The sequence below is a fragment of the Fortiea sp. LEGE XX443 genome, from assembly GCF_015206815.1.
GTDB lineage: Bacteria > Cyanobacteriota > Cyanobacteriia > Cyanobacteriales > Nostocaceae > Nostoc_B.
Genome location: NZ_JADEXZ010000006.1, coordinates 89,967 through 103,402, shown reverse-complemented (window position 1 = coordinate 103,402; position 13,436 = coordinate 89,967). Strand labels below are relative to the sequence as shown.

Below are 13,436 nucleotides of genomic sequence, written 5' to 3'. Positions count from 1 at the left end.
ATTTTTTTGTAAACAGAGTCAGTTTATTACTTTTAGTTTTTACTCATTTTGTAATATCAATACAGGTAGTACTTTCTATAAAATGTTTCCTTGCTTTATTGTGTACATTATCATTTATATTTTGTAGTATGTGTTGATAAATTTCTATTAACTTAGTGTTCAAGCTATTAATGTTGTATTGACATTCAACAAATTGACGACCCGCTTGACCCATTTCAGCCCATAAATCTGCATGATCAATTAGATAATTGAGTTTTTCTGTTAATTGTTCAATATTTCGCTCTGATACAAGGAAACCAGAAACACCATTTTCAACTAATTCTGGAATTCCACTGTGATAGGTACTCACTACTGGTAAACCCATAGCCATCGCTTCCATTATCACAGTTGGTATACCTTCTTGATCACCGGTTTCATCTGTTATGCTGGGGGCTAAAAATATATGAGAATCACCAATTAGCTGAATAATTTCTTCTTGTTGCTTCCAGCCCAGCAAATGAACATTGTTACTCAAATTTAGATGATTAATTAACTGTTGCAATTTAGTCAATAAATATCCATCGCCAACAATATTATATTCTACATTTATACCAGATGCTATTAAATTAGAAACAGCATGAATCCCATATTCTACACCTTTTTTTGGAATTAATCGTGCGATTGTAAGTATCTTAATTATCCCATTTTTAGGTTGATATTTTGGACTAAATAAAAATTTAGTACAATCTATTCCTACTCGATGTACAATTATTTTCTCTTCGTTACAACCTAATTCTAACAATTTTGCCTTCATACAGTTACTAATTGGGCAAAACACATCTCCTAAGGTAAATAGCAATTTGTAACTTCCATTAATGTTGTTTTGGAGATATTTTGAGACATCGTACCCATGAAAAGTAGCAACTATTTTTCCTTGAATAACACCAATATCTCTCAAGATGACACTTTTTTGACCATTTGGGCCAAAGTGTGCATGAATAATGTCATACTTGGCTTCTCTAGGCAATAAATAAGCACACGCGTACAACAACTTTAATGATTTAGCTTCATTACCGTATTTAGTAATATTTAAAGATTTAAAAAAAACTAAAGGATTTTGAAGGAAATAAATTAATGGCAATCGAAATATATTAACTATTCTCCAGAAATAATTATTTGGTCTTCCAATGTAGTAAGTATACTCAAGAAGATTATATTTTTCTACATCTGGATGTTTTTTTTGACTATTTTGACACCTATCAGCATATATAGTGACTTCATGACCATGGTCAATCAAGCCTGTTATCTGATTCAAAATAAATGTTTCAGATAAACTAGGAAACTCATTAACAATAAATGCGATTTTCATACTTTAATAACAAATTACAGCTTCAAAAAAGTATAATTTAATGTATAAACTTATCAACTAATTGTCTGCTCTTTGTGCCATTTATCTAAACTTTCATTCACGAGATAGCCTGATTTTATGGCGCGATATTTCTCTTTTTCTACTTGTTCAAACAAATAGTCTTTAATTTTAGGAAATTCAAATAAAAAATTTTCAATTGAATTGATTAAATTTTCCTGGTTGATTGTTTCAATATCATGCACCCATTTACTCATACCTAGTCGAGAAAATAATTCTTTTGTTTTAAATTCGTAAGCAATAGGAATGACAGGAGTTCCTGCTACTAAAGAAAGTATACACATATGCATCCTAGTACCTATAACTAAATCATATTCTTTGAGTATTTCTAAAAGAATTTGAGGATGATGAAAATCCGTGTTTACATGGATGTTATGTTTAATATTATCTGGTAATAAATTATATATTTCTGTCGCCAGTTTAGAATCATCTGTCCAATATTCTGGAATACCCTGGCAAGTTGATATATAAGTAATTTCCGCATTATATTGTTCAGCTAAATACTGAGTTACAGCACACAGAGTAGATTTAAAATTAAGCATACCGGCTTCCACTGAAACTGTTTTAAAAGCTTGCCAGAACCTGACAGATATTGCTATTTTTAATTTAGTTTTATTTAAATAAGCATCAGGTTTTATGTATCGAGGTTCTATCTGGCTCTGAAATGAAAAAACTACATCAGAACTAACATGATTTTTGCTGTTTTCGATATTTAAATCCTGTAAATGCTTTAAAGACAATTCATCCCGTAGCAAAATCAAAATAGATTGATTAAATATATTTTTTAAATATTTTCGGTTTTTCTGATTTAAAAATGGGCCTAATGACTGTGTATAAAACACTAGAGGACGTTTTAGCAAAAGAGTTATTTGATAATCGAATATTCTTGGTGCAAGCGAGTAAGTTTCAACTAAGTAAGTTCCACCAGTGCTTATAATTAAATCTGCTGAACAATAATGATATAAATCTTGAAGCTGTTCGGAATTTAATAAAATTCGAGTAATGAAATCTAAACCTTGATTCTGACACCATGCAGCAAAATAAAATAGGGATGGATTAAAGCTGATTTTCCATTTTTTAGATATACGTTGCCAAGCATTCATTAAAAATGATTTTTTGGAAAATTCGATTGAAGTTAATTCTGTAATCTGTGAGTAAAGAGAGTTTCGCCATGTCAATTCTGGATAATATCTACGAGTTATATCAGGTTTAGGATCATAGATAATAAATTCTGTATTTTTACCAAACTGGTCACGCATTAAATCAATAATTGATAAAATTATTGCTGCATCCCCAGTATTTAAAGCTACGCAATTCGTAATTAATATTTTCATAATTCTCTATTTAATAAAATTATTAATTTTGAATAATGTAGTTGTTATAGTTGCTTTTGAGATTTTTTTTTATTATGTAAATGTGTAATTAAATATTTCAAATCTTTAATACTTTTTCTTCCTTGAGGTAATGCTGAAAGAATTAAAAGATTTATTATTGTAGTGATACCCAATGTAAACATAATACCAATTAATGGATCTGTGACCGCAACATATCGGCGAAAGCAAAGAATTGCTAGCAATGAACACACGGATGCAAGAGTAGATGGAGCCATTGTGCGATATAAGTCTATAGCTTTAACAGAGCCAGACCTTCCAACGTACCAAAACAGCAATGGTGTACGAATGAGTAACCCTGATATGGAATAAGAAGCAGCTACACCCGTTGCACCCCAGGGTAGACCAGCAATAATAGCAATAACAGACAAAATACTGCCAACTATTCCCCATTGAAACATGTGACTTGTGCGTCCTTGAGTGATGAATAGCCAACCTGTTGTATTGGATACAGGCTGGGTCAATGCAATAATTCCAAGTAATGAAAATATGGGACTTGCTTCACTCCATTGTGGTCCTAAAACCAACTGTATTATCCAGTCGGAAGTTGCAATCATAAAAATCACCAATGGAGTAGCAACCATAGTCAGCTTTTCTAGTATTCGCAGGTAGGCTTGTCTGTAGCGTTCTGGAGAGTCTACTAGCCTACTCAACGCAGGTATAGCTACTGCTGCAACTGGCGCATTAATTTGTTGTAGTGGTAATAGCAGTAACTGATAAGCCTTAGCATATAATCCTAGTTGCTGCGCTCCCCACACTCTACCAATTAATACGTTATCCAGATTACGTGCAAAGTAATTGACTACATTGAAACCAGTTAAGTTACTACCAAAAACTAACATTGACTTCACTCCTGCTTTTCTAGCAGGTAGACCTGGCCGCCAACTACAAGCGATCCACAGTCCGGCTGTGCCAACAACTGCTGTTACTAATGGTGAAATCACTAATGCCCAGTAGCCTAATCCATACAAAGCAGCCGCAATTGCACTGGCAATTCCAGCTACCATAGAAAGAATGTCTCTGGTCATCAGCACCTTGTATTGCATTTGGCGATTGAGTAAGGCTTGGTGTTGAACACCTAATCCGCTAATAATAAATCCAGAGGATATGGCAATAGTGATCCAAGTTAAACGTGGTTCATTATAAAACTGAGCAATCATAGGCGCGATCGCTACTGTAATCATTGAGGTTACAATGCTCACAACTATGTTCACCCAAAATAGAGTACTAACTTGCTCGTGATTTATTTCTTCTTTTTGGACAGTTGCCATTGATAGCCCTAAGTCTCTAAATATAGTGACAAATCCAGTAATTGCTGTCACCATACCTACCAAGCCATAATCTCCAGGTGTTAATAATCGAGCTAAAACTATATTCGATGCTACGTTCAAAACAAACTTTAACCCCTGGGCAAATAAAGTGATTGCTCCACCTCTTACAGAACGGACTTTGAGATCGCTTTTAAGATGTTCGGTGCGGAAGTACTGATCTTTTTTATCACTAGAAGTGAAGTTTTTCATGTATCCAAGTTAAGTTGATTTGAACTATATATTTGTTCTGGATATAAGTTGATATTCACGAAACAACAATGAATTTTTTAGAATAAAAGCCAAAAACTAATCTGAAACATAAGTTTAGACAGAGTTTGACGACCATATTACACTAAGTACAATCCCTGAAAATTTACTAAATTACTGAGATGATTTGCTGAAGTCACCTAAAAATTTGCAGTAATGATTTTATAAAAACTTTTTCACAATCTTGTGGAAAATAAAGATGACTTTAAGTTGTTCAATCACTAGTTTCGGGAAAACCCCCTACAAAGCGGTTAGATAAAATTAACTGTTTAGTTGCCAACCACATAAAAGCTGGAATTGTTGTTGCGTAACGCTTCCAGAGTCGGCGTGGTTCTTGAATCCAGCGGTAAAGCCATTCCAGTCCTAAGTCTCTGACTATACGGGGTGCGCGCTTCTGAATTCCCGCATATACAGGGAAAATTCCACCTACTCCAATCATGACTGCTCGGATTTTACCCTTGTGTTGAGCCATCCACTTTTCTTGTTTTGGACACCCTAGAGATACCCAAACTACACCCGCACCACTAGAGTTAATTTTATTGATTAAAACTTCGTCTTCAGTTTCTGTTAGTGGGCGAAAGGGTAGAGGTTCCATACCTGCAATTTTTAGTTGCGGAAATTCTCGCTCTAATCTTGCTCGCATCCGGCTGAGTATTTCGGTTTGTGAGCCTACAAAGAGAACACTAAAATTGTGTGTTTGTGCTTGCTGGCATGTCTCAAGAAAAATATCCATTCCCGCTACACGATCTTGATAACGAGATCCCATTCGACGCATCATCCAGACTAGAGGCATACCATCAGGAGTGACTATATCTGAATTTTTGAGTACGTTAGCGAAATCTGGATTCCAGTGCGCTTCCATGAGCATGTGTACATTAGCTACACATACAGTTCTGCTTTCTTGAGCGATCGCCCAATTTAATATTGTTCGTATCTGATCCTCAAAGCGTAAGGCAGTGATAGGGAAATCAAGCACTTTTTGAGTAGGCAGAAACACTTCTGCTACCATAAGATAACTCCTTGTGTCAAAGATAAACAGCGACAGATTACCTCAGGCACTCTCAATGTTCAAATGAGTCAATTAGATGAATTTTGACTGTTTTTTGAGCTTCTAGCATTTTCACACGAGAACACATGAACGTAAAATAGTTTTTCAGCAGTTTTACTGTTTCCTGATTACTATTTCAGAAGAATCACAACCGTAGATTAGCTTACTGGTTTAACCAAATTTAATGACACTGCTATATCAAACTTTATATTTACTTTATATTTTTCTCGGACTTGGTTCACGCAAACATTACATTACTACTTAATTACCTTTACAAAATAGTATCTGTTTTATAAAATTAATCCGACACACCCACTAAACCTTATAAATGTCAAGCCTCTTGAGGCTAGTTTATTGAGATAAAATGTATTTATTTTAATAGACTTGAATTAATTATTTAATAACTTTTCTTATGTTTAAAGTAATTTTATAAGGTGAAATCTAGGCTGAATTATTGAAAGAAACGTCATATTATAAAGACAAGGGATACTAATTCGGAAAAAAACCACGACAGCAGGAGGAGTATTTTCTAACTTTTAAGGCAATCCATGTGTCGTAATTATTCATTTAAGTAGTAAGAGTATGAAGGAAAGCACCTATACTATAATTTTAGTTTGTTTATACACGCTTTAGAGGAACTTATTATTTAAAATTGTAGGAGTTAGCAAAAAAAAGGGGGAAGAATTGTTTTTCTCCCCCCTGTTATTGTTTTTACTATTATCTGATTTGTTATTGTCCTTTAATCGTTGCCGTAGCATTTGTCTTTGTTTTTTGAGTTGCCGCTTTCTGGCTGAACCACCTTTACCTTTATCATTTCTCCCTTCTCGGCGTGGAGATTCCCATCTTTTTAAGCGCATAATCTGAGATTGGCTCCCATTTCAATAAATTCTAGAAACTATTGAGTTTTCCTTCGCTATTAAAAATTTGTATTAAGGAAAAACAGATGCTTGAGTATATTGCTTAGTAGCCTCATTATAATTTATATATCTATCCAGTGTCTACTTAAATATAAAAGTTTTTTGATCCAGTTTTCACCCACCGCTTAATCAATCTGCCTCAACAAAACGTTGCTAGAAAGCTTTAGAATCTATCAAGCCTCAACAGTTTATTGTTTGGCTATCTCCGGAAGACATATCAGAAAACATCAATTCTCTTTCTACTCAATGACAAGATAAGAACTAAGTCGTGTGTAACGCATCTAAATTTATTACTTTAACTATATTATTCAACAGTGGTAGTGTAACACACTAAAACTTTTAGAAACAGTAAGTTAGGCTTGCCTTAATGCACTTCAACAAAAATGAAATTTATAAGGTAAGCTTGTGTCTGATTTAGAACTACATAAATATCTTCCCAAACTTCCCGAAGCAGCACTGCAAGAATTTGCAGAATGGTGTATTTTAACACAGGCAAAAGCAGCAGGAATCGAATTTACTCCCGACTCAACTAAGTTAGAAAATTTAGTACCAAATGAATACATTTGGCAATTGATTGATCAGTTCATGAAAGTTAAACCCGACCCAATTAAAGCAGGGCTGGTATCAACAATAGCTGGTCAGGAAGCGGACAGTCATGGTTTGATAGGTTCGGCGATTATGGTTGATTTTGTCGCCCTCTATGTGAAATATTCAATTCCAGAAAATGGCACCACTCCAGAGGAAGCGAAAACGTTAATTACGGAAGCTGCGATTCAGCAGTATGAAAAGCTATCTGAACTTGCTGATAAATATAATGTAAAGTTCTAAGCTCCAGTTATTTGTTAATTATTCATAGGCTTTGTCTGTATGATGAGACAAAGCCTTTGTGCTGTTTTATAAATATTTTTGGTCTCACGCAAAAGCACAAAGTGACAAAAATAGACCTACCTTTTTTGATCACAAAATGTTACCTACCTTACACATCAAGCTTTTTAGCCTGTTTCGTCTCCCATTCAGAGTCAATAGTTATTTCTCATTAGCTTCTCTCCCCTACCCTTGACTACTTGTTCTCACTCACCACTCCCTTTTTTTCAAAAAAGCATCAAAAGTGAATTTATCAGGTAAAGAAGTTTGTGCGCCTAGTTTTGTGGCTGCTAAAGCACCTGCGGCTGCACCCCAAACAACTGCTTGATGTAAAGATAATCCGTTATGAAGTGCAGCTACCAAAGCACCATTAAAAGCATCACCGGCTGCTACAGTATCAACAACATCAACTGCAAAAGCTGGAACAAAGAAAGTTTCTTCAGATGTCGCACAAACAACACCCTTTGCACCTAGTTTAACGATCGCAGATTTTACTCCTTTTTGCAATAACACCGCAGCTGCTGTGGCTGCTGATTCCTTGCTATCTACCGTAAAACCAACTAATTGTCCTGCTTCTACTTCATTTGGTGTGATGATATCCACTAACGGGTAAAGTTCTGCTGGTAAGTTAGATTGTGCAGGTGCAGGATCAAGAATAACTGTGATATTGGCGTTGCGTCCTGCCTTTGCAGCTGCTACTACAGCCATCAGGGGAATTTCTAGTTGTAAAAGCAGTGCTTTGGCTGTTGGTAATAATCGAGATACCCTCTCGATATCTTCCTGATTTACTTGCCCATTGGCACCAGGAATCACGACAATTTGATTTTCACCTGCATCATCAATAATAATAACAGCAACTCCAGAATTTACGGTTTCATCTATCAAGATATTGTCAGTTTGCACACCAGCAGTTTGCAGATGATTCACTAGTTCTGCGCCAAAACTTTGTCCTCCCACACGTCCCACCATCTGAGTCGGAATTCCCAACCGCGCTAATGCTACTGCTTGATTTGCACCTTTACCTCCTGGTACTTTAAAAAAGTTTTCTCCCAACAAAGTTTCTCCAACAACAGGTAAGCGGGGTGCTGTGGCTACTAAATCTATATTGATACTGCCGAAAACAATAATACTCATAATGATGATTTTGAATATTGAAAATAGGTGAATATATTAAATTGTGTAGATGCAAAGCATATTTTAGCTAGACATCGCCTGATTTTTATCATCATTAACAACTCAAAACAACATAAGCTTAGTAGAAAATTTACGTTACGGATACCTTACTTTAAAGCAACTATATATACGAAAATTATACTAGGTACGGATGATAGCGAAAAACGCTACAAAATTTTACTAAAGGCAATACCCAGTCATGAGTCATTCACAAACTTTTCAAAAACTAGCCCATACACTTAGGATTGTTCGCTATTGTCAACAACAGAATATCTCCACAAGCGAAAGTCTAGAACACATTTTTGCTCTTGAGAAAATGATGTCAGTGCGAAAAACTAAACGCCGAGAATTTCTGGCCGATTTGGGTAAACTCACGCTGTTAGGTGGCACAATGGGCATAGGAACTGGCTATGCTCACCGCACCTTAGCTGCACCACCTTCTATTGATGCCAAAATCGCCATTGTTGGTGCTGGTTTAGCAGGGTTGTCTTGTGCATACGAACTCCAAAAACAAGGAATTGTGGCAACTGTCTACGAAGCCAGTCAACGCATCGGTGGACGTTGTTATTCCCTTGATAATTTCTTTCCTGGCCAAGTTGCTGAAAGAGGCGGCGAATTTATCGATAACTTGCATAAAACAATGCTGGGGTATGTTAAAGAATTTAAGCTAGAAATCGAAGATTTATCAAAAGAACCAGGAGAAGTTTTTTATTACTTTGATGGACAGCGTTATTCTGAGTCAGCAGTAGTTGATGAATTTCGAGATTTTGTTGCATCAATGCAGTCTGATTTACGTAATATTGGTCAGCCTAATGCTGATAATTTTACGGCTGCTGAACGTACACTCGATTTAATCAATCTCCAAGATTATCTTGATAGTCGCGGGGCAGGAAATTTAATCAAAAAAGTGATTAAAGCTGCTTACACTGGTGAATATGGTCGAGAAATAGAAGAGCAAAGTTGCATAAGTTTTTTGCTATTTATTCATGCAGACAAGCGCTCAAAGTTTCGACCTTTTGGGGTATTTAGTGATGAGCGCTATCATGTGATTGGCGGTAATCAACAAATTGTTACAGCATTAGAAAAGCGCTTACAAGGACAAATTAAATCCGGTAAAAAACTGCTGGCTGCTAAAAAAGATAGTTCAGGAAAAATAGAATTATTCTTTGCAAATAGTCTCAGTGAAAAATTTGATGCAGTTGTTTTTGCTATCCCATTCTCAACTTTACGCGAAGTAGATTTACAAGGACTGCAATTACCACAATGGAAAACCAATGCTATTAACAATTTAGTTTATGGAACTAACTCAAAACTAATGGTAGGGTTTAATAGCCGCCCTTGGACTAATTTTGGTAGCAATGGTGCTGCTTACGCTAATCTCCCATTTATTCAAGGAACTTGGGAACCTAATCCCAGTCAAGCAACCAAGTCTCGCGGAGTATTAACTGATTACACTGGTGGTAATTTGGGTGCAAAACTCAACCCCAAATCTCTTCAGCAAGATACTACAAACTTTCTTAATAATCTAAAATTAATTTTCCCAGGTGCAGATACTGCGGCAGTCAGAGTCAAAGGTAATCAATATTCAGCTTATTTGGAAAATTGGTTATTAAACCCATTAACTAAAGGCAGTTATACCTGCAATCAACCTGGTTACTTTACCAGTATTGCAGGTAACGAAGGTACATCAGTCGATAATATTTATTTTGCTGGAGAACATACGAACTCATTCTATGAGTGGCAAGGTTTTATGGAAGGCGCTGCAATTTCAGGGGTAGTCGCAGCCCAGCAAATTACTCGTGTGTTTAAATAGAATATCTAAAATATTTTCTTCCTTCCTAACTACCAGCAATTACCATGACTAAGTACATCTTAAAATAGTTGTTTGATCAAAAAGTTTTGTTTTTGAATGTTTGTTAAGTGCAACGAGTAATTTGTTAGCCATGAGTCAACAAAGAAATTTATTGATATCGTTGTAGAAAACCGGAAGGTAAATTTTATGGTAACGACAAAAGTCAGCAGTACCCAAAGAGGAATTCTACCAAATATCAGTTGGCAAACTTTTGAAACTATGTTGGCAGAAATGGGTAATAATCGCACCACACGACTAGCTTATGATCAAGGAACGCTAGAAATCATGACACCGTTGATGCCTCATGAACATAACAATAGACTACTGGAACACTTAGTTTTTGCTTTAGCTGAAGAACTCAACCTGAATATTAAAAGTATTGGTTCCACAACTTGTAAACGTCCAGACTTACGGCGTGGTGTAGAACCAGATTCAGCATTCTACATTCAAAATGAACCATTGATGCGGCAAAGGCGGAATCTCGACTTGACTCAAGACCCACCGCCTGATTTAGTAATTGAGGTAGACTACACCAGCGCTTCTGTTGATCGATTATCCATTTATCTAGCGTTGGGTGTTCCAGAAGTTTGGCGTTATGACGAACCTGTAATGCAGATTTATCGGTTACAGGAAAATGTCTATGTTCCTTGTGATGTGTCGCCAAGTTTTGCCAATCTTCCCTTAACTACCGAAATTCCCCGTTTTTTGCAAGAAAGCTTGAACAATGGAGAAATTGCTATGATTCGCTCATTTCGTGCCTGGGTGAGACAGCAGCAAAAAAATTGACAGTCAATAGCTAAAGCGTTATACCATATCAAGGTGCAATATACGTAAGTTTTTATTGTTATGTCTAGTGTTGAACGCGACGAAATCAGAGAAAATCGCATTGCCACAGAAATTATTGTTGATGCGGAAGATAAAGAAGATCGGGCGATGGGCTGGTACTATTACTTAGAGGAAACTCTCAACTATCCGTTTATGGCTAAGTGGACAAAGAAATCCCGCAAAACATCGACAACGGAAGAAAAACAAGTCGAAGTACTAGGAATGGCTCCTGATGATGAGTGTTTAAAAGATATGTATGTAGAAGTTGCTGACATCAATGGTAAGGATGATGATGTCTATTCAGCAAAATTATCAGAAATAGAGGCTATTGATGCAGACGATGAAACCCAAGAAGCGATCGCAGATTGGCACTATTGGCTTGCTAGAGGATACAAATTCTAGAATATGGCAATTTAGTTCCTCAATTATTTGATAAATAGCGAATAATTCGACAGGGATTACCAGCCGCAACGACATTTGCAGGTATATCTTTAACCACCACACTACCAGCACCGATTGTAGTGTTGTCGCCAATTTTTACCCCTGGACAAATGATTGCACTCCCACCTATCCAGACATTGTTACCAATTTTAATTGGTGCAGCCAGTTCTCTGCCAGTTAAACGAATTTCTGGTTCTACAGGATGATAAGCAGCATAAATCTGCACATAAGGCCCACACAAAACGTTATCACCAATTTCAACTATATTGCAGTCTAAAATTACACAACCGTAATTTATGTATAATCCATTACCAGCATAAATATTGCTGCCATAGTCACAATGAAATGGTGGCACAATGGTAGTTTTTTCCCCTACCTTTCCCAATAACTCTTGTAATATTTTCTGTCTTTGCTGCTGTTGTTCAACAGTTGCACTGTTATATAACTGGAGCAAATGACTGGCTCGCTTACTTTCAGCAACTAATTCTGGATCTTCTGCTAAATATAACTCGCCAGCTAACATTTTTTGTTTTTCTGTTTTTTCCATAACAGATTTTGGATTTTGACTTAATTTAATATTGAATTTTAAGATAATACCAGTTTTAAATTATAATAATATTTGAGTTAAAAAGCTTAACAAAAAACATTTGAATAAAATTTTAATTTATAGTTATTTATATTTTTCATAGGTGATTTACCAAACTTAGTAAAAATTCGGAGAAATATGGCTTTTCGGATTTTAAGCTTGGATGGTGGCGGAATTAGGGGAGTAGTTGCTGCAACCATTTTGGCAGCTATTGAGCAGCAAATTAATCAACCTTTGCACGAGTATTTTGACTTAATTGCAGGCACTTCTACAGGGGCAATTTTAGCAACAGCGATCGCCACAGGACGAAGTAGTCAAGATATCATTGACCTATACACACAAAAAGGCTCAACTATCTTCCCCTACAGAAGTCTTTTCTCTTTACAACGTATTCCTCTGATATTGAAGTATGGTATATCTGCACCTAAGTTTTCTGATAGTGGTTTAATTCAAGTTCTTAAAGAAAATTTAGGTGAGACAACATTATTTGATATTCCCTCACCAAGGCTGTTAATTACTGCTTACGACACCATAGAACGGGAACCAATTATATTTAAAAGTTGGCGGCAAGATAAGGATTATAGTAATATACCCCTTTGGGAAGTCTGTGTTTGTTCTGCCTCTGCTCCTACTTATTTTCCAGCACATAAACTAGATAAAAAAGTTAATGGCACAGTGGAAAAATCTACGGAGAATACTATTACTATAGATAGTAATGCTTCGTATACAGAAAATATTTATAACAATACACAAATTAGAATTATTAGTGGTACAGGCAGAGGCCAAACTCGCACTATTAAAAAATATAGAGGTTACGCACGAGAAGCTTTGTTAGATTCTCCTTGGGAAAGGATACCAGATAACACTGCTACTTACTCAATTAAATGTATCTACTCTGCCATTGATGGTGGTGTTGCAGCTAATAATCCGTCAGCTTGTGCTGTGGCTGAGGCTTTAAGGTTAGGCTATTCAGTTGAAGAAATTTCTGTTCTTTCTATCGGTACAGGTAATCGCACACGCATTATCCCATTTGAACAAGCCGAAAGCTGGGGTTTAATACAATGGGCGCAGCCACTAATTGGTATTTTATTTGATGCTTCATCTGGGGTTCACGAGTACATTACTAAACAGATAATTCAAGACCACCAGATTTTACGATTGCAGTTTAAGCTAGATCGAGAGCTAATTGGTCAGCGATTGAGTGATGATATTGATGATGTGAGTCCTGAGAATATTCAGAATTTAATGGAAGCAGCAAAAGTTTATATTCAGCAGCCATCAATCCAAACTGCATTGCAAGAATTTTTACGCATCAACTAAGTTTCCTAGGAGTTGACATTATTTATGGTAAATTCTA

General features: G+C 36.0%; 11 protein-coding genes. 5 read left to right on the top strand and 6 right to left on the bottom strand.

What is annotated here, in order from left to right:
• Window positions 1–43: 43 nt before the first annotated feature.
• The 4 genes from IQ259_RS04655 to IQ259_RS04640 all read right to left on the bottom strand — a co-directional run bounded on the left by IQ259_RS04655 (window position 44) and on the right by IQ259_RS04640 (window position 5,382).
• Entirely contained in the window at window positions 44–1,348 is a 1,305-nt protein-coding gene (locus IQ259_RS04655; protein ID WP_193881537.1) for a glycosyltransferase, read from the bottom strand.
• Window positions 1,349–1,401: 53 nt separating this feature from the next.
• Window positions 1,402–2,739, bottom strand: a complete 1,338-nt coding sequence (locus tag IQ259_RS04650) for a polysaccharide pyruvyl transferase family protein (RefSeq protein ID WP_193881535.1) — start codon at window positions 2,737–2,739, stop codon at window positions 1,402–1,404.
• A 44-nt stretch (window positions 2,740–2,783) separates the two neighbouring features.
• Window positions 2,784–4,316 (bottom strand): lipopolysaccharide biosynthesis protein, encoded by a 1,533-nt coding sequence (locus IQ259_RS04645; RefSeq protein WP_193881533.1) that lies wholly within the window; start codon window positions 4,314–4,316, stop codon window positions 2,784–2,786.
• A 271-nt stretch (window positions 4,317–4,587) separates the two neighbouring features.
• Entirely contained in the window at window positions 4,588–5,382 is a 795-nt protein-coding gene (locus IQ259_RS04640) for a WecB/TagA/CpsF family glycosyltransferase (protein ID WP_193881531.1), read from the bottom strand.
• Window positions 5,383–6,743: 1,361 nt separating this feature from the next.
• Here IQ259_RS04640 and IQ259_RS04635 point away from each other — a divergent pair.
• A complete protein-coding gene (locus tag IQ259_RS04635; protein WP_193881529.1) occupies window positions 6,744–7,166 on the top strand; it encodes a hypothetical protein in 423 nt (140 codons plus the stop codon).
• 246 nt (window positions 7,167–7,412) lie between these two features.
• Here the strand turns inward: IQ259_RS04635 and rbsK are convergent, their stop codons facing one another.
• Window positions 7,413–8,336, bottom strand: coding sequence for a ribokinase (rbsK, locus tag IQ259_RS04630; RefSeq protein ID WP_193881527.1), 924 nt, complete (start codon window positions 8,334–8,336; stop codon window positions 7,413–7,415).
• 238 nt (window positions 8,337–8,574) lie between these two features.
• Between rbsK and IQ259_RS04625 the strand changes: the two genes are divergently transcribed.
• The 3 genes from IQ259_RS04625 to IQ259_RS04615 all read left to right on the top strand — a co-directional run bounded on the left by IQ259_RS04625 (window position 8,575) and on the right by IQ259_RS04615 (window position 11,454).
• Window positions 8,575–10,188, top strand: a complete 1,614-nt coding sequence (locus tag IQ259_RS04625) for an NAD(P)/FAD-dependent oxidoreductase (protein WP_193881524.1) — start codon at window positions 8,575–8,577, stop codon at window positions 10,186–10,188.
• 186 nt (window positions 10,189–10,374) lie between these two features.
• Window positions 10,375–11,013: a Uma2 family endonuclease gene (locus IQ259_RS04620; RefSeq protein WP_193881521.1), complete on the top strand. Its 639-nt coding sequence runs from the start codon at window positions 10,375–10,377 to the stop codon at window positions 11,011–11,013.
• 60 nt (window positions 11,014–11,073) lie between these two features.
• Window positions 11,074–11,454 carry a calcium-binding protein gene (locus IQ259_RS04615; RefSeq protein WP_193881518.1) on the top strand — a complete coding sequence of 127 codons (381 nt, stop codon included), beginning with the start codon at window positions 11,074–11,076 and terminating at the stop codon, window positions 11,452–11,454.
• 19 nt (window positions 11,455–11,473) lie between these two features.
• On the opposite strand, the gene IQ259_RS04610 is transcribed toward IQ259_RS04615, so the two are convergent.
• Window positions 11,474–12,040: a sugar O-acetyltransferase gene (locus tag IQ259_RS04610; RefSeq protein ID WP_193881515.1), complete on the bottom strand. Its 567-nt coding sequence runs from the start codon at window positions 12,038–12,040 to the stop codon at window positions 11,474–11,476.
• Window positions 12,041–12,217: 177 nt separating this feature from the next.
• On the opposite strand from IQ259_RS04610, the gene IQ259_RS04605 reads away from it, so the two are divergent.
• A complete protein-coding gene (locus tag IQ259_RS04605; protein ID WP_193881512.1) occupies window positions 12,218–13,399 on the top strand; it encodes a patatin-like phospholipase family protein in 1,182 nt (393 codons plus the stop codon).
• The last annotated feature ends 37 nt before the right edge of the window (window positions 13,400–13,436 follow it).